Source organism: Kitasatospora sp. A2-31 (assembly GCF_022288725.1).
GTDB lineage: Bacteria > Actinomycetota > Actinomycetes > Streptomycetales > Streptomycetaceae > Kitasatospora.
The window spans coordinates 559,207-576,219 of the sequence record NZ_JAKNTA010000001.1 but is presented as its reverse complement, the minus strand read 5'-3'; the positions used below and the strand labels follow the sequence as shown (position 1 = coordinate 576,219).

Here is a 17,013-nt window from a genome sequence, read left to right as displayed (position 1 = left end):
GATGGTACGCCAGGGGTGCGACGGGCCGGCGCTCGCGAGGGGGCGAGCGCCGGCGCCGGGGGAGTGGCGGGCAGGGGCCGGGGAGGGGTCGTCAGGCCGCGGCGGTCTTCGCGACCGCGGCCGCCTGTTCGGCGGGCTCCGGCCCGGTCCCAACGTCCGCGAGGTCCCGGCCGCGGGTCTCCCGGGCGCAGAGCACGGCCCCCACGGTGATCAGGGCGGCGATCGCCACGTACACCGAGATCGGCGTCGAGCTGCCGTGGTCCTTCAGCAGCGCGGTGGCGATCAGCGGCGCGGGCGCGCCGGCCGCGACCGAGGCGAACTGGGCGCCGATCGAGGCGCCCGAGTACCGCATCCGGGTGGCGAACAGCTCGGAGAAGAACGCCGCCTGCGGTGCGTACATCGCGCTGTGGAAGACCAGCCCGACCGTCACCGCCAGCACCAGCCCGCCGAACGACTCGGTGTCCACCAGCCCGAAGAAGACGAAGGCCCAGATCCCGACGCCCACCGCACCGACCAGGTACACCGGCTTGCGCCCGACCCGGTCGGAGAGCGCCCCGAAGACCGGGATCAGGGCGAACTGGACCGCCGAGGCGATCAGCACCGCGTTCAGAGCGGTCTGCTTCGGCAGGTGAACGTGCGTCACCGCGTAGGCCAGGACGAACGTGGTCATCACGTAGTACGAGATGTTCTCCGCCATCCGGGCGCCCATCGCCACCAGCACCTCGCGCCAGTGGTGCCGGAGCACCGCGACCAGCGGCGGCTGCTCGGCCTCGGCCTGCGCGCCCTTGCGCGCCTCGGCCCGCGCCAGGGCCTCCTGGAACAGCGGCGACTCGTCCACCGCCAGCCGGATCCACATCCCGACCCCGACCAGCACCGCGGAGAGCAGGAACGGCACCCGCCAGCCCCAGGCGAGGAAGGTCGCGTCCGACTGCACCGTGGTCAGCAGCGAGAGCACGCCGGCCGCCAGCAGGTTCCCCGCCGGTGCGCCGCCCTGCGGCCAGGACGCCCAGAACCCGCGCCGCCGCTGGTCCCCGTGCTCCGACACCAGCAGCACCGCGCCGCCCCACTCGCCGCCGAGCGCGAAGCCCTGCACCAGCCGCAGGGCCGTCAGCAGGACCGGTGCGGCCGCCCCGATCGAGTCGTACGTGGGCAGGCAGCCGATCAGCGTGGTCGACCCGCCCATCAGCAGCAGGCTCACCACCAGCAGCTTCTTCCGTCCGATCCGGTCCCCGAAGTGCCCGAAGACCAGGGCGCCCAGGGGCCGGGCGGCGAAGCCGATCGCATAGGTGAGGAAGGAGAGCAGCGTCCCGGTCAGCGGATCGCTGGTGGGGAAGAACAGCTTGTTGAAGACGAGCGCGGCTGCTGTTCCGTAGAGAAAGTAGTCGTACCACTCGATGGTGGTCCCGATCAGGCTGGCGGCCACCACTCTCGGGAGTGAGCGGCCCGCCGCCGGGGCGGATGCGGGTGCGGAGGCGGTCATGGGTTCCTCTTCCTCGTTCCTTCTGTCGCGCCGCTCAGTGCGCGGTCCAGCCGCCGTCGATGGCGAGGCTGGCGCCGGTGATGTAGGAGGCGTGGGTCGAGCAGAGCCAGACGGCGAGCCCGGCCACCTCGGCCGGTTCGATCAGGCGCTTCACGGCGGTGCGGTCGAGCATGATCTGCTCCACCACCTCGTCCTCGCGGATGCCGTGGGCCAGGGCCTGGCCGGCGATCTGCTTCTCCACCAGCGGGGTGCGGACGTACCCCGGGTTGATGCAGTTGCTGGTGACGCCGTGGGGCGCGCCCTCCAGGGCGACCGTCTTGCTCAGCCCCTCCAGGGCGTGCTTGGCGGTGACGTAGGCCGACTTGAACGCGCTGGCGCGCAGGCCGTGGACGGAGGAGATGTTGACGACCCGCCCCCAGTCCTGCCCGTACATGTGCGGGAGGGTCCGGCGCAGGATCCGGAACGGGGCCTCGACCATCACCCGCTGGATCAGGGTGAACCGGTCGACCGGGAACTCGTGCACGGGCGCGACGTGCTGCAGGCCGGCGTTGTTGACCACGATGTCGGCGTCGTCCGGCAGGGCCTCCACCGCCTCCGGGTCGGAGAGGTCCGCGACCAGCGCGGTGCCGCCGATCCGCGCGGCGAGCTCGCGGGCCGGGCCTTCCGCGAGGTCGACGACGTAGACCCGGGCGCCGGCCTCGGCGAAGGCCTCGGCGCAGGCCCGGCCGATGCCCGAGGCGGCGCCCGTGACCAGGGCCGTGCGGCCGTCCAGCGGGCGGGCTGAAGTGGTGTCCATGGCCGAGAACGGTAGGAATCCGAAGGCTCGGCTCCTATGGAGTGGTCCGCTACAGCACCCGGGTGGACTGTGGTGGTCACCACTATGACGGCCGAACGTCGGTTCCCCCGTCCTGAGCCAAACCCATCCTGTCCTGGCTTCCCCACAATGGGCGCCGATGCTTCACCCGTTCGGAGGATTGCTCGGTCAGAACCACCCATAGCGCCCGAATGCTCGCTACATTCACGCCGATTCCCGACAGGGGGCGCCGCCACGGGCAGCCGAAGTGCTGGTGGAGCCGGTGCGGCGTCCGAGAGGTGTTGACTGACTATGCCCCAACTGCCTGCAACCGACAGCCCGGCGTACGGACCGCTCGACCCGCTCGACCAGCACCGAGGTCCGGTCGACCGGACCCTTCCGGACGCCCCCGACGCCCCCGACGCCCCGACCGCCGACGAGTTGCGGGTGCCCGCCCAGGCCACGTCCGTCACGCCCGAACGGCACCGGGGCGCGGTGGCCGCCCCGGACGGCCCCGGCGCGGCCGTGGCCGCCCCGCCCGCGCCGGGCCACGGCGGGCCGTCGCCGCAGAACGGCCAGCTCGCCGCGCTCATCGAGGAGGCCGGCTTCTCGCACGCCGGCCTGGCCCGCCGGGTCGACCAGCTCGGCCTGGAACACGGCCTGGACCTGCGGTACGACAAGACCTCGGTGACCCGATGGCTCCGCGGCCAGCAGCCGCGCGGGGCCACCCCGGCGCTGATCGCCGAGGTCTTCACCCGCCGGCTCGGCCGCCGCCTCACCGCCCAGGACCTCGGCCTGGACGCCTGCGCGCCGGTCTACGCCGGCCTGGAGTTCGCCGAGACGCCGCAGGAAGCGGTGGACATCGTGGCGAGCATGTGGCGCAAGGACAACGGCCCGCAGTCCGAGCTGCGCCGGATCGCCTTCACCCCGGCCGGGCTGGTCGTCCCCAGCCGGGACTGGCTGATCGGGCGGACCGACGAGCGGGTCGCCCGCGACGGCTCCACCCTGCCCCGGCCCGACGGAGCCGGTCCGCCGGCCACGGGCGCGGCGACGGCCGGTGCGCCCGCGGCCGCCGCGCCGGGCGCCTCCGCCGCGCCTGCGGCCCGCTCGGTCTCCGGCCAGGCCGGGGCACCGGCCGCGCGGGCCGCCGGAGCTGTCCCCGGGTCGGCCGCCGGCGCCACCGGAGCCGCTGCAGGGACGGCGCTCGGCCGGGTCCCGACCCAGAGCCGGCGCCCGCCGGTGGCCGTCGAGCCGCCGTACACCGACCCGGCCCGGGAGCCCCGCCCGGCGCTGCGCGTCGGCCGGGGCGACATCGCCGCCATCCGGGCGGTGGGGGACCTCTTCCGTGCGCTGGACCACGCCTACGGCGGAGGCCACGCCCGCCAGGCACTGGTCCGCTACCTGGAGAGCGAGGCGGAGCCGATGCTGCGCGGCCGCTACGGCGAGCAGATCGGCCGGGCGCTGTTCGGCGCGGTCGCCGACCTCACCAGACTCGCCGGCTGGACGTCCTTCGACATCGCCGCCCACGGCCTGGCCCAGCGCTACTTCGTCCAGGCGCTGCGGCTCTCCCAGGCGGCGGGGGACCGTGCGCTCGGCGGGTACGTCCTGGTGACGATGAGCCAGCAGGCGGTGCACCTCGGCCACGGCCGGGAGGCCGTCCAGCTGGCCCGGGTGGCCCAGCAGGGGGTGGGCACCGCCGTGCCACCCACCGTCCAGGCGCTGCTGCACGCCGCCGAGGCGCGCGGCCACGGCCTGCTCGGCGACGTCCGGGCCTGCACCACCGCGCTGGTGCGGGCCGAGCGCTCGCTGGCCGCGGCCCGATCCGGGGACGAACTCCCTTCCTGGGCGCGGTACTTCGACGAGGCCCAGCTCTCCGACGAGTTCGCCCACTGCTACCGGGACCTCCAGCAGTGGCGCACCTCGGCCCAGCACGCCGAGAAGTCGCTGCGGCTGCGCTCGCCCGCCTACGCCCGGAGCCGGATCTTCTGCCGGCTGGTGCTGGCCACCGCCCGGCTCGGCATGGGCGACCTCGACGAGGCCTGCTCCATGGCCACCGACGCGCTGCGGGCGGCGGGGGAGATGCGGTCGGCCCGCTCGCTGGAGTACGTCCGCGACTTCCACCGCCGCCTCACGCCCTATCGCGGCAGCCCGGTGGCCCGTGCCTTCGAGGAGACGGCTCGCCAGTCGGGGGTGATCTGACGGCGACGGCCGGTGCCGGGCGCCGGGGGTGCCGGGTGCCGGGTGCGGCGCGGGTGCGGCGTGTGGGGTGTCGGGTGTCGGGTGTGGGGTGCGGACTCGGCGCTGCGCACCCTGGCCGGCGCCCGCCGCGCCGGTCCACAGTGCTCGGCGTTCGCCGACGGCGGCGGCCGGTCGCCCTGGGCGGCCGGCGGGCGGACGTTCCCGCGCAACCGCTGCGCCGGCCGCGGGAAGGCGGACCGGACGGGAGACCGCTCCCCGGCGGCGCGCAGGATCGGCGGGATCGTCCCGAGCGCGGTGGTGGTGAGCGCCCGTTTGGCGAAGGCGCCGTTCGGCGGGCGGGGCCGACCGGCGCGCCCGCGACGGAGCGCGAGCACCATGGCCACCGGCCACGCGGCGGCCCGCCCGTCCGAGCGGGCCGCCGCGCAGCTCGGCGAAGTCGGCCTCGTGCCCGCCGCGCCGCGCCCGGCCGCGCCGACCTGGCCGCACCGACCCGGCCGCGCCGCGCCGGACCGCCGCCCGGTAGGGCGTCAGGCCGCCGCCGCCTCGGCGGCGCCGACCGGCAGTCCGAGGTCGCGGACCACGGCCTCCGCCGCCCGGCGGCCCGACACCAGGGCCCCCTGGGTGCTGCTGGTGTCCCGGTGGTCGCCGCAGACGTACAGCCCGGCCAGCAGGCGCACCGGACGCCGGCTGTTGTGCGGCGGCGGCATGGCCGGCACCGCGTCCGGGATGTGCCGAACGCTCAGGAACTGCCAGCCCCCGGTCGGCGTGCCGTACAGCTCCGCCAGCCGCCCGCGCACCGCCGGTTCGAGTGCGGCCGGCCCGCCGGCGTCGAACGAGCGCCGGCCGAGCACCGTGGTGGCGATCAGCGCCTGCCCGGCGGGGGCGTACGAGGGGTGCAGCTCGGTGAGCACCACCGAGTGCGAGACCAGCGCCGGTTGTCCGCCCGGCCGGTCGCCGTCCAGCAGGAGGACGGGCTCGCCGATCGGCGTCCGGTCGGCCGCGTGGTAGTAGGTCGTGACGGGGTGGAAGTCCGGCACCCGCAGGCCCGGCAGCAGCTCGGCGGCCGAGCGCGCGCCGGTCGCCACCACGACGGCCTGGGCGCCGATCCGCCCGTGCCCGGCGGTCTCCACGCCGTCGGCGGCGATCGCGGTGACCTCCACTCCGGTCCGCACGGTGGCCGCCGGGAGAGCGGCGGCCAGCTGGGCCGGCACGGCCGCGATCCCGCCGGCGGGCAGACAGAGCCGTCCGCGCGCGTAGCTGCGCAGGACCAGGTCGGCGATCCGGCTGCTGGTGCCGAGGGCCGGGTCGCTGAGCAGGGTGGCGAGCAGCGGGCGCAGGAAGCCGTCGACCGCGCGCGGTGCCGGACCGCGTTCGGCCAGCGCGCGGGCGGTGGTGGTCTCCGGTCGGCTCTGCAGCCGGCCCGCCGGGGTGCTGGCCAGCCGGCCGAGCCAGCCGCCCAGCCGGGCCCGGTCCAGCGGACTGCCCAGCGGCGCCCGGGTGGTGGCCTGGCGGGCCGCGGGCAGCTGGGGGTCGCCGGCGCGGTACCGGCGGCCGCCGCTGTGCACGAGTACGCCGGGGGCGAGCGGGCGCAGTTCGAGGCGGTCGAGGTCGAGGACCCGCCGCAGCTCGGGGTACGCGGTGTTGAGCAGCTGGCTGCCGTGGTCGAGCCGGAAGCCGTCCAGCTCGCGGGTGGCCATCCGGCCGCCGACCCGGTCCGTGGCCTCCAGGACCTGGACGCTCAGGCCGTGACCGGTGAGGACGCGGGCGGCGGCCAGGCCCGCGAGTCCGGCGCCCACCACGACGACGTCCGGGTCGGACTGTCGGCGGGCGCGGCGAATGAAGTCGTACGTGGGCACTGGCGTGCTCCCTCCCTGGGTTCCCGGGGCTCCGGCCGACGCGGTCAGCGGGGTGCCGGGCACGGTCCGACCATGTGATGCCCAGTCAGTAGGAGCGTCAGACAAGTGCATCGGGCCGGATCCGGGCTCCGGGAAGGGTTGGGCGGCACGGTACGGGGGCGCGGTCACGGACTGTGCGCCCAATCGGCCGCGTTCGGGGGTCGGCGGGCGCGCACGGTCACCGGGGGCGTGCGACGCGCCCACCGTGTGCTCCCGTGCGCCCCCTTCCGGGGACCCGCCCGACCCCGCACGGCATATGCCCCTGGCCAGCGCAGATGCCGTAGCGGGCGTACGCGGGCCCGCACCGGCCGGCGCGGACGCCCACGTGGACGCGCGCCGGCCGCGGCGTACACCCGGTGGCCGTCTTGACGTACGCCGCTGCGCCCACCGGCCCGGCGCGGGTCGGCCTTGCACGCGTGCGCCGGCCCGGCGCGGACCGGCATCCGCCGCCTCCCGCGCCGGCGGTCCTACAGCGCCGCCCGCCGGTGCCGGCGGCGGCCCTACAGCGCCGCCCGCACCGCCGAGTCGACGTCCGGGTGCTGGAACCGGAAGCCGGCCTCCAGCAGTCGCCGCGGCACCACCCGGTGGCTGCCGATCACCTCGACGGCCAGCTCGCCGAGCACCCCCTTGAGCACGGCAGCCGGCACCGGGAACGGTGTCGGCCGGTTCAGCACCCGCCCGATGGCCGCCGTCAGCTCGGCGTTGGTCACCGGCTCCGGCGCCGTGAGGTTGAAGGCGCCGCCGAGGTCCTCCCGGTCGATCAGGAACCGCAGCGCCGCGACCTCGTCGGCCAGCGAGATGAAGCTCCAGTACTGCCGGCCGTCGCCGAGCCGCCCGCCGAGGCCGAGCTTGAACAACGGGAAGAGCCGGCCGCCGGCGCCGCCCGCGGCGGAGAGCACCAGCCCGGTGCGCGGGTGGACCACCCGGATCCCGGCCCGCTCGGCGGGGCGCGCGGCGGCCTCCCACTCGACGCAGACCTCGGCCAGGAAGTCGTCCCCGGCGGGCGAGTCCTCGTCGACCACCGCGTCCCCGGTCTGGCCGTACCAGCCCACCGCCGAAGCGCTGACCAGAACCTTCGGCGGCTCCTTCAGCTCGGCCAGGGCGACGGCCAGCGTCTCGGTGCCGAGCACCCGGCTCTCCCGGATCTCGCGCTTGTAGGAGTCCGACCACCGGTGGTCGCCGACCCCGGCCCCCGCCAGGTGCACCGCCGCGTCCACGCCGGCCAGACCGTCCCGGTCGACCTGGCCGAGCAACGGGTTCCAGCCGATCGCCGTGGTCCCGTCCGGCTGCGGGCCGGTCCTGGACCTGTGCCGGACCAGCCGGACCACCTCGTGGCCGTCCGCCAGCAGCGAGCCGACGAGCGCCGTGCCGATCAATCCCGTGGAGCCTGTGACCGCGATTCGCATGGGGTCATCCTCGCAGCCCGGGACGGTCCTGCCGGTCAGCCCGGGAGCGCGTCCCGGCCGAAGGGCCCGTCGGGAGCGGGGCGGTGGCGGAAATTCCGTATCCGGCCCGGGCGGCGCTGACTAGCATGGCGCGCATGCACGCCGAAGATCTGATCATCCGCCCCGCGCAGGCTGCGGACGAGAAGGAGCTCTCCGAGCTCAACCGTGCCGCGTGGTCCTGGCTGAGCGACGTCTCGCCGCAGCCCGCCGAGGACCACAGCGTCTTCGACGAGCGCCACACCCCGGACCAGTTCCTGATCGCCCGGCTCGACGGTCGGCTCGTCGGCTACATCCGGGTGGTCCCGCCCACGCCGCTGGCCAGCAACCGGCACGTGCGGCAGATCCAGGGCCTGGCGGTCGGGGCCGAGGCCCGCGGCCGGGGGATCGGCCGGGCGCTGGTCGAGGCCGCCTGCGCGGCGGCCGAGGCGGACGGCGCCCGCCGGATCACCCTGCGGGTGCTGGGCCACAACGCCCCGGCCCGTCGCCTCTACGAGTCCTGCGGATTCGTCGTCGAGGGCTCGCTCGCCGAGGAGTTCCTGATCGACGGCGCGTACGTGGACGACATCTGGATGGCCCGCTCGCTGACCGCCTGAACCGGGCCCGAGCCCCGGCCCGAGCACGTCCCACCCGGCCCGAGCACGCCCCTCCCCGCGCGCGAACGCCGCAGCCGGCTCGTGCACGACCCGGACCCGGCTCGCGCACTGCCCGCACACCCTGCGCGCACCGTCCTGACACGGCACTGACAAGCCGTCAGATCCGGTGCGCGGGTGGTGCAGAGTCGTGACGAACCCGCCCTGTCTGGAGTAGCACCGCGCCGGGTACCGTACGGCCGTGAGCAACTCGACGCCTCCCGGGTGGTACCCGGTACCGGGAACGGACGGCACGGCCGGCCACGAGCGCTGGTGGGACGGCAGCGCCTGGACCAGCGACGTTCGCCCCGTCCAGGCGGGCGGCGGCCAGATTGCCGACGCCCCGACGCAGGTCTCCTGGCAGTCCGCGCAGCCGCCGGCCGCGCCGCCCTCCTACGGCTACGGCGCCCCGCAGCAGGGTTCGCCCGGGTACGGGTACCCCGCGCAGACCCAGCCCTCCTACGGCTACCCGCAGGGCTCCTACCCGCCGCCCCCGCAGCCCGGCCGGATGAAGGCCGGCGCGGTGGTCGGAATCGTGGTCGGCGTCCTGGCCGTGGTCGGCGTGGTGGCCGCGATCGCCCTGAACAGCGGCGGCGACCCCAAGGCGGACCCTGCGCCGAATCCGACGGTCACCGTGACGACCAATCCGAGCCCGACCGCGAGTGCGAGCCCGAGCCCGACCCGGAAGCCCGCTCCCACCCCCACGCCCAGCCTGCCGCCGGTCCCGGTCCTGAAGGAGACCGCGACCGACAGCCAGCACTCCATCACGGTGCCGGTCTACCAGGGCTGGGACGCCTCCACCGACACCACGCACTCGACGGTCTTCCTGGGCAGCGGGCGCTACACCTGCCCCGGCGGCGGCTCCTGCATCCGCGGTCAGTTCTCGATCGAGAAGGACACCATCTCGGGCACCTCCGCCCGGGCGGCGGCCGAGGCGGCGATGCCGGTCTACGCGTCGGCGATCTTCAACAACGTCACCTCGCACACCGACGCCGGCTCCTCCAACACCACGGTGGCGGGTGTCTCGGGGTACGCGGTCCGCTGGCACATCACCACCTCGGACGGCTCCAAGGGGTACATCCTGCTGGTGGCCGTCCCGGCGAAGGGCGGCGGCTACGTGGCCTTCGAGGGCGGTGTGGACGACGACCCGAGCGCCCCCGACCCCTCCGTGCTCGACCAGATCCTCAAGGGCATCAAGCAGGACGGCAGCGCCTCCGGCTCCGGCGCCTGAGCCGGTCCGCCCCTCCGGCCGGCGCGTAAGCAGGCCCCCGGCCGGCGGGGTCGCCGATCGGGCAGGTCGCCAGCCGGGCAGGTCGCCGGCCGTCCCCGCCCGCGTTCAGTCCCCGTAGCGCTCCCAGAGCTTGGGGAACCGTTTCGCCATGGCGGCCGGGTCGTCGAAGTCCAGGACCGGGCCGGCCGGCCGGGCGGGCTGCCGCCCGCCCACCTCGGGCAGCGGCAGCCCGGTCAGCTGTTCGTACGCCTCGTCGGCGGCGTAGCCGAGGTCCTCGGCCTCGCCGTCCTCCTCCTCGTCGAACTCGGGGAGCAGGTCGGCCAGGTCGTCCGGCTCGTGCAGCCCGCCCTCGAACACGTCCCGGCCCTGGCCGATCAGCCAGCAGCGGAAGTAGTCGAAGCTGTCGTCGGAGGCGCCGCCCAGCAGCAGGTAGGCCGCGCCCCACAGGTCGGTCCGGTAGGCGCGCTGGAACCGGGCCTCGAAAAGCCGCGCGAAGTCGATGACGTCGTCCGGGGTCAGTTGGACGAGCCGCTCCACCAGGCGGTCGGCCTGTTCGTCCGGGTCGCCCTCGGCGTCCTCCCGGGTGTCGTCGATGATCTGCCAGAAGTCGGTCTCGTCCATCACCGCTCCAGCATCCCCGTTCACCCGCGCCCGCGCATGCGATGGGGCCGCGAACCGCCCGTTCTACCGATCATCCGGGCCCGGACCGGCCACCGCGCGGCCTCGACGGACCGGCCACCGCGCGGCCTCGACGGACCGGCCACCGCGCGGCCTCGACGGACCGGCCACCGCCCGGCCTCGACGGACCGGCCACCGCCCGGCCTCGACGGACCGGCCACCGCCCGGCCTCGACGGACCGGCCACCGCCCGGCCTCGACGGACCGGCCACCGCGCCCGGGCCCGGACGCGCGGAACCCCGCGTCGTCCGGGGACGACACGGGGTTCCGGTACCTCCAGGGAGCCTTACAGGCCGAGCTCGACCTCGAACTCGCCCGCCTCCAGGATCTCCTTGACGGCCACCAGGTAGCGGGCGGCGTCGGCGCCGTCCACCAGGCGGTGGTCGTAGGAGAGCGACAGGTAGGTCATGTCGCGGATGCCGATGGCGGTGCCGCCCTCGGCCTCGATGACGACCGGGCGCTTGACGGTCGCGCCGATGCCCAGGATGGCGACCTGGTTCGGCGGCACGATGACCGTGTCGAACAGCGCGCCGCGCGAGCCGGTGTTGCTGATGGTGAAGGTCGCACCGGACAGCTCGTCCGGGCTGATCTTGCTCTCGCGGACCTTGGTGGCCAGCTCGGCGGTCTTCTTGGAGATGCCGGCGATGTTGAGGTCGCCCGCACCCTTGATGACCGGGGTCATCAGACCCTTCTCGGAGTCCACCGCGATACCGATGTTCTCGGTGTCGAAGTAGGTGATGGTGCCCTCGGACTCGTTGATCCGCGCGTTGATGACCGCGTGGCTCTTCAGCGCCTGGGCGGCGGCCTTGACGAAGAACGGCATCGGGGACAGCTTCACGCCCTCGCGGGCGTGGAAGGCGTCCTTGGCCTTGGCACGCAGCGACATGATCTTGGTGACGTCCACCTCGACCACGCTGGTGAGCTGGGCCTGCTCGTGCAGGGCCTTCATCATGTTGTCGCCGATGACCTTGCGCATGCGGGTCATCTTGACCGTCTGGCCGCGCAGGGCGGACGGCGCGGCGGCGGCCTTCGGCGCAGCGGCGGGGGCGGCGGCGACCGGGGCCGGGGCGGCCTTGGCGGCCTCGGCGGCGGCCAGGACGTCCTGCTTGCGGATGCGGCCGCCGACACCGGTGCCGGTGACGGCGGACAGGGCGATGCCCTGCTCGGCGGCGAGCTTGCGCACCAGCGGGGTGACGTAGGCGTCACCGGCGTCGGCCACCGGGGCGGCCGGGGCCGGAGCGGCAACCGGGGCCGGGGTGGCCGGGGCGGCCGGGGCGACGGGGGCCGGAGCGGCGACCGGAGCGGGAGCGGCAACCGGGGCCGGGGCGGCAACCGGGGCCGGGGCGGCCGGGGCAGCCGGGGCGACGGGGGCCGGAGCGGGGGCGGCCGGAGCCGGAGCAGCCGGAGCCGGGGCCGGAGCAGCCGGGGCCGGGGCGGCGGCGACGGCGCCCGCGGCACCGATCAGCGCCAGCTGGGCGCCGACCTCGGCGGTCTCGTCCTCGCCGACCAGGATCTTCACCAGGGTGCCGGCGACCGGCGACGGGATCTCGGTGTCGACCTTGTCGGTGGAGACCTCGAGCAGCGGCTCGTCGACCTCGACGGTGTCGCCCTCCGCCTTCAGCCAGCGGGTGACGGTGCCCTCGGTGACCGACTCGCCCAGCGCCGGCAGCAGCACCGGGGTGGCGTCGGCGGCCGGAGCGGCAGCGGGGGCGGGCGCGGCCGGAGCCTCGGCGACCGGGGCCGGAGCGGCGGGCGCCTCGGCGACCGGGGCGGCGGCCGGGGCCGGAGCGGCGGGCGCGGCCTCGGCGGCCGGGGCCGGGGCGGCAACCGGGGCACCGGAGCCGTCGTCGATGACCGCGAGCTCGGCGCCGACCTCGACGGTCTCGTCCTCGCCGACCTTGATCGAGGCCAGGATGCCCGAGGCCGGGGCCGGGATCTCGGTGTCGACCTTGTCGGTGGAGACCTCGAGCAGCGGCTCGTCGACCTCCACCCGCTCACCCTCGGCCTTCAGCCAGCGGGTGACCGTGCCCTCGGAAACGCTCTCGCCCAGCGCGGGCAGTGTTACTGAGACCGCCATGGTTTCAGCGACTCCTATCAAGTCTTGCGTACTGGAATGGGGGAATGGGAGGCGTGATCAGTCGTGCGCGTGCAGCGGCTTGCCGGCCAGCGCCAGGTGCGCCTCGCCCAGGGCCTCGGACTGGGTCGGGTGGGCGTGGATGAGCTGCGCGACCTCGGCCGGCAGGGCCTCCCAGTTGTAGATCAGCTGAGCCTCGCCGACCTGCTCGCCCATGCGGGCGCCGACCATGTGGACGCCGACCACGGCGCCGTCCTTGACCTGGACGAGCTTGATCTCGCCGGCGGTCTTCAGGATCTTGCTCTTGCCGTTGCCGGCCAGGTTGTACTTGAGGGTGACGACCTTCTCCTTGCCGTACAGCTCGACGGCCTTGGCCTCCGAGATGCCCACCGAGGCGACCTCGGGGTTGGAGTAGGTCACGCGCGGGACGCCGTCGTAGTCGATCGGCACGGGCTTCAGACCGGCCAGGCGCTCGGCGACCAGGATGCCCTCGGCGAAGCCGACGTGGGCGAGCTGCAGGGTCGGAGCGAGGTCGCCGACCGCGGAGATGGTGGGCACGTTGGTGCGCATGTACTCGTCGACGAGGACGTAGCCGCGGTCCATCGCGACGCCGTTCTCCTCGTAGCCGAGGCCGGCCGAGACCGGGCCGCGGCCGATGGCGACGAGCAGCAGGTCGGCGTCGATCTGCTTGCCGTTCTCGGTGGAGACGCGGACACCGGTCTCGGTGTACTCGACGCCGGAGAAGCGGGCCTTGAGCTCGAACTTGATGCCGCGCTTGCGGAAGGCGCGCTCCAGCAGCTTGGAGGAGTTCTCGTCCTCCAGCGGGACGAGGTGCGGCAGCGCCTCGACGATGGTGACCTCGACGCCGAAGGACTTCCAGACCGAGGCGAACTCGACGCCGATCACGCCGCCGCCGAGGATGACGGCCGACTTCGGGATGCGGTCGAGCTTGAGGGCGTGGTCGGAGGAGATCACGCGGTCGCCGTCGATGGTCAGACCGGGCAGCGACTTCGGGACCGAGCCGGTGGCGAGGACGATGTGGCGGCCCTCGATGCGCTGGCCGTTGACGTCCACCGAGGTCTGCGAGGAGAGCTTGCCCTCGCCCTGGATGAAGGTCACCTTGCGGGAGGCCACCAGGCCCTGCAGGCCCTTGTACAGACCCGCGATGACGTCGTCCTTGTACTTGTGGACGCCGTTGATGTCGATGCCCTGGAAGGTGGCCAGCACGCCGAACTCGGCGGCCTCCTTCGTCTCGTCGGCGATCTCGGCCGCGTGCAGCAGCGCCTTGGTCGGGATGCAGCCGCGGTGCAGGCAGGTGCCGCCAAGCTCACCCTTCTCGACCAGGGCAACGCTCAGACCCAGCTGAGCGGCGCGGAGCGCCGCGGCGTAACCGCCGCTTCCGCCTCCGAGAATGACTACGTCGAAAACGGTGCTGGCGTCGTTCGCCACGTCACGTCCTCCATGCAATGGGGTGGGTCGCCGGGCCGGTCGCGGTCCGGTGGGTCGGAAGCCTTTGTGGGGCGCCCAGTCGTGCCGGAAATACATCTTCGCACTTGTTCGCGGCGGCTGATGTCCGGGTCCACGCCAGGGGTGTCCCGCGGGGTGGTCACCGGGGTGGCCGAGGCCTCGGTGGAAGGGCATCGTCGCAGCTCACGGCAGGGTTGACAGCGGGAGAGGTCGGGCTCCGGAGGCCCCGGCGCCCAGCCGGTTCCGCAGTGTGGAACAAAGTTTCGCCCGCAGCGAACAGGGGTGCGGGCTGCGGGTTCGCCGCCTACTCGCAGGTAACCGGGCTACCGGCGGGTAGGCGCCGCGGAAAGCCGGACGGGGTCCGGCGCACGAGCGCCGGACCCCGTCGGGTGCAGGGTGCGGATCAGGCCTTGTCGGCCGCCGCGGTCCGCTCCGCGAAGCGGACCAGGGTGCGCACCGCGCTCGCGGTGCCGCCCTTGGGGGTGTAGCCGAACGGCGCGCCCTCGTGGAAGGCCGGGCCGGCGATGTCCAGGTGGGCCCAGTCGATGCCCTCGGCCACGAACTCCTTCAGGAACAGGCCGGCCACCAGGCCGCCGCCCATCCGGTCGCCCATGTTGGCCAGGTCGGCGATGGTCGACTCGGTCATGCCCTTGCGCAGCTCGGCCGGCAGCGGCATCGGCCAGGACTGCTCGCCGACCTCGCCGGCGAGGGCGTGCAGGGTCTCGCGCAGCTCGTCGTCGTTGGCCATCACGCCGAAGGTGCGGTTGCCGAGCGCCAGCACCATCGCGCCGGTCAGGGTCGCCACGTCCACGATGACGTCCGGGTTCTCCTCGCCGGCCCGCACGATGGCGTCGGCCAGCACCAGGCGGCCCTCGGCGTCGGTGTTCAGCACCTCGACGGTCTTGCCGCCGTACATCTTCAGCACGTCGCCCGGGCGGGTGGCCGAGCCGGACGGCATGTTCTCCGCCAGGGCCAGCCAGGCGGTGACGTTGACGGCCAGGCCGAGACGCTTGGCGGCGACCACGGCGGCGAAGACGGCGGCGGCGCCGGCCATGTCGCACTTCATGGTCTCGTTGTGGCCGGCCGGCTTCAGCGAGATGCCGCCCGAGTCGTAGGTGATGCCCTTGCCGATGAAGGCCAGGGTGGCCTTGGCCTTCGGGTGGGTGTAGGCCACCTTCACCAGCCGCGGCGGGTTCACGGAGCCGTTGCCGACGCCCAGCAGGCCGCCGAAGCCACCCTTGACCAGGGCCTTCTCGTCCAGCACCTCGACCTTGAGGCCGTGCTCCTTGCCGGCCGCCTGGGCGATCGCGGCGAAGCCCTTCGGGTTCAGGTCGTTGGGGGCGGTGTTGACCAGGTCGCGGGCGCGGTTCATCTCCTCGCCGACGACCGCGGCGCGCTCGACGGCGGCCTTGGCGTCCTTGCTGCCCTTGCGGGCGGCGAGCAGGACGAGCTCGCCCACCGGCTCCTTGCCGTTGCCGTTGCCCTTGTAGGCGCCGAAGGCGTACGAGCCGAGCAGACCGCCCAGCGCGACCGCCTCGACCTCCTCGGCCGACTCGGCCGGCAGGAGCAGCGCGGCCTTCTTGCTGCCGGCCAGCGTGCGGGCGGCGACACCGGCGGCGCGGCGCAGCGCCTCCAGCCCGTAGCCGTCCTCGGCGGCCTCGCCGAGGCCGACCGCGAGCACGAGCGCGGCCTTGAGGCCGGCGGCGGAGGGGACCTTGACGGCCTCGCCCTCGGCGCCGGTGGCGCCCAGGGTGGTGAGGACCTCGGCCAGCTTGCCCTCGAACGCCTCGTTCACGGCCTCGGCGCCGGGAGCCAGCACAATGCCCTTGGGGCCCTTCGCGACACCGATCACCAGGGCGTCCGCGCGCAGCGAGGCGGCGGCGGAGGTGCTCACAGACAATGCAGTCACGTAATGCGTCCTGTTCTTTCGCGGTCCACGACCGGTCGCGGCGTGGCTGCCGCACCGGCGCAGCCGGTTGCCGCGGCGGGCCTCCCGCCGCGGTGCCTGCCGGGTCCGGGGCCCCTGGCGCGGGCGCCCGCCGGTCGCGGCGGCCGCACACGCCGGAGACCCCGGCTCCTCGACGGGGCCGGGCGGGCAGGGCCTGCGACGCTGCAGGGCTGCGGTGCTCACCGCATGGTAGTCCGCATGGTGGGATCACGCGCCGCCGGTCTCCGAGCTGGGGCCGCGGGCTTCCCGGCCTTGTGGCCGACGGGGGTTCAGCCCAGCAGGGCGAGCGTCAGGAGTGAGCCGGTCGCGGCGGTCTCCGCCATCGCCCCGAGCACGTCCCCGGTGATCCCGCCGAACCGCCGGACACAGCGCCGCAGCAGCAGCCACGAGCAGCCGACCCCGACCCCGACGGCCAGCGGCAGCCGCAGTGCTGACCATCCGTCGGCCCAGGCCGGGACGGTCAGGAGCAGGGCCGTGCCCGCCGTCGAGGCGACGGCCGCGGCCGGGGCGACGGTGCCCGCCACCATCGCCCCGAGACCGCCCGGGCGGGCGGCCGGCACCGGGCGCAGGCAGCCCCAGACCAGGGCGCAGCGGGCGGCCGCGGCCGCGGTCAGGACGGCGAGCGCGCCGCGGGCGGGGGAGAGGTCGAACTGCCCGGCCAGCGCGGCGACCTGGGCCAGCAGCACGAGTACCAGCGTCAGTACGCCGAACGGGCCGATGTCGGACTGCTTCATGATGCGCAGTGCATCCTCGGCGGGCTTGCCGCTGCCCAGGCCGTCGGCGACGTCGGCGAGACCGTCCAGGTGCAGCCCCCGGGTCAGTGCGGCCGGCACGGCGACGGCGGCCACCGCGCCGAGCGGGGCGCCCGCACGCCAGCCCAGCAGTGCACCCGCGCCGGCCGCGACCGCGCCGAGCACCAGCCCGACCACCGGGGCGGAGACCATCGCGCGCCCGGCCGCCGGGCGGTCCCACCGGTCGACCCGGACCCGCAGCACCGACAGGGTGCCGAACCCGAACCGCAGCCCGTCCGCCCACGATGCCGGCGCGGCCGGCGGCTCGTCCCGCATGCCCCACCGCTCCTTCGTCCCGATCACCGACCGACCGATCACCGACCGACCCGCACGGCCGGGGTCGCGCCCCCGAGGCCTCCGGCGGCCCGGCCCGACGGCCTTCTC

General features: G+C 74.9%; 12 protein-coding genes. 3 read left to right on the top strand and 9 right to left on the bottom strand.

The genetic code is table 11. The features are described from left to right. Window positions 1-91: 91 nt before the first annotated feature. Together MCM47_RS02560 and MCM47_RS02555 are read right to left on the bottom strand one after the other, a co-directional pair. Window positions 92-1,480 (bottom strand): MFS transporter, encoded by a 1,389-nt coding sequence (locus tag MCM47_RS02560; protein ID WP_238740509.1) that lies wholly within the window; start codon window positions 1,478-1,480, stop codon window positions 92-94. A 34-nt stretch (window positions 1,481-1,514) separates the two neighbouring features. Then, window positions 1,515-2,276: a 3-hydroxybutyrate dehydrogenase gene (locus tag MCM47_RS02555; protein WP_238740507.1), complete on the bottom strand. Its 762-nt coding sequence runs from the start codon at window positions 2,274-2,276 to the stop codon at window positions 1,515-1,517. 309 nt (window positions 2,277-2,585) lie between these two features. Between MCM47_RS02555 and MCM47_RS02550 the strand changes: the two genes are divergently transcribed. Then, window positions 2,586-4,472 carry a regulator gene (locus MCM47_RS02550; protein WP_238740505.1) on the top strand — a complete coding sequence of 629 codons (1,887 nt, stop codon included), beginning with the start codon at window positions 2,586-2,588 and terminating at the stop codon, window positions 4,470-4,472. 527 nt (window positions 4,473-4,999) lie between these two features. Here MCM47_RS02550 and MCM47_RS02545 read toward each other — a convergent pair. Then, window positions 5,000-6,328: an FAD-dependent oxidoreductase gene (locus MCM47_RS02545; protein ID WP_238740503.1), complete on the bottom strand. Its 1,329-nt coding sequence runs from the start codon at window positions 6,326-6,328 to the stop codon at window positions 5,000-5,002. A gap of 539 nt (window positions 6,329-6,867) precedes the next feature. Continuing rightward, window positions 6,868-7,773, bottom strand: a complete 906-nt coding sequence (locus MCM47_RS02540) for a TIGR01777 family oxidoreductase (protein WP_238740501.1) — start codon at window positions 7,771-7,773, stop codon at window positions 6,868-6,870. A 125-nt stretch (window positions 7,774-7,898) separates the two neighbouring features. Here MCM47_RS02540 and MCM47_RS02535 point away from each other — a divergent pair, with 125 nt between their 5' ends. Together MCM47_RS02535 and MCM47_RS02530 are read left to right on the top strand one after the other, a co-directional pair. After that, window positions 7,899-8,405: a GNAT family N-acetyltransferase gene (locus tag MCM47_RS02535; RefSeq protein ID WP_238740499.1), complete on the top strand. Its 507-nt coding sequence runs from the start codon at window positions 7,899-7,901 to the stop codon at window positions 8,403-8,405. Between the two features lie 238 nt (window positions 8,406-8,643). Beyond that, entirely contained in the window at window positions 8,644-9,672 is a 1,029-nt protein-coding gene (locus MCM47_RS02530; RefSeq protein WP_238740497.1) for a DUF2510 domain-containing protein, read from the top strand. A gap of 105 nt (window positions 9,673-9,777) precedes the next feature. Here MCM47_RS02530 and MCM47_RS02525 read toward each other — a convergent pair whose 3' ends face one another. The 5 genes from MCM47_RS02525 to MCM47_RS02505 all read right to left on the bottom strand — a co-directional run bounded on the left by MCM47_RS02525 (window position 9,778) and on the right by MCM47_RS02505 (window position 16,905). Beyond that, window positions 9,778-10,293 carry a DUF4240 domain-containing protein gene (locus MCM47_RS02525; RefSeq protein WP_238740495.1) on the bottom strand — a complete coding sequence of 172 codons (516 nt, stop codon included), beginning with the start codon at window positions 10,291-10,293 and terminating at the stop codon, window positions 9,778-9,780. 342 nt (window positions 10,294-10,635) lie between these two features. After that, window positions 10,636-12,426, bottom strand: coding sequence for a 2-oxoglutarate dehydrogenase, E2 component, dihydrolipoamide succinyltransferase (gene sucB / locus MCM47_RS02520; RefSeq protein ID WP_238740493.1), 1,791 nt, complete (start codon window positions 12,424-12,426; stop codon window positions 10,636-10,638). Window positions 12,427-12,483: 57 nt separating this feature from the next. Beyond that, on the bottom strand, window positions 12,484-13,872 hold the full coding sequence (lpdA, locus tag MCM47_RS02515; RefSeq protein WP_238740491.1) for a dihydrolipoyl dehydrogenase: 1,389 nt from the start codon (window positions 13,870-13,872) through the stop codon (window positions 12,484-12,486). 421 nt (window positions 13,873-14,293) lie between these two features. Continuing rightward, window positions 14,294-15,799: a leucyl aminopeptidase gene (locus MCM47_RS02510; RefSeq protein ID WP_238740489.1), complete on the bottom strand. Its 1,506-nt coding sequence runs from the start codon at window positions 15,797-15,799 to the stop codon at window positions 14,294-14,296. Window positions 15,800-16,107: 308 nt separating this feature from the next. Continuing rightward, on the bottom strand, window positions 16,108-16,905 hold the full coding sequence (locus tag MCM47_RS02505; protein ID WP_238740487.1) for an adenosylcobinamide-GDP ribazoletransferase: 798 nt from the start codon (window positions 16,903-16,905) through the stop codon (window positions 16,108-16,110). Between the last annotated feature and the right edge of the window lie 108 nt (window positions 16,906-17,013).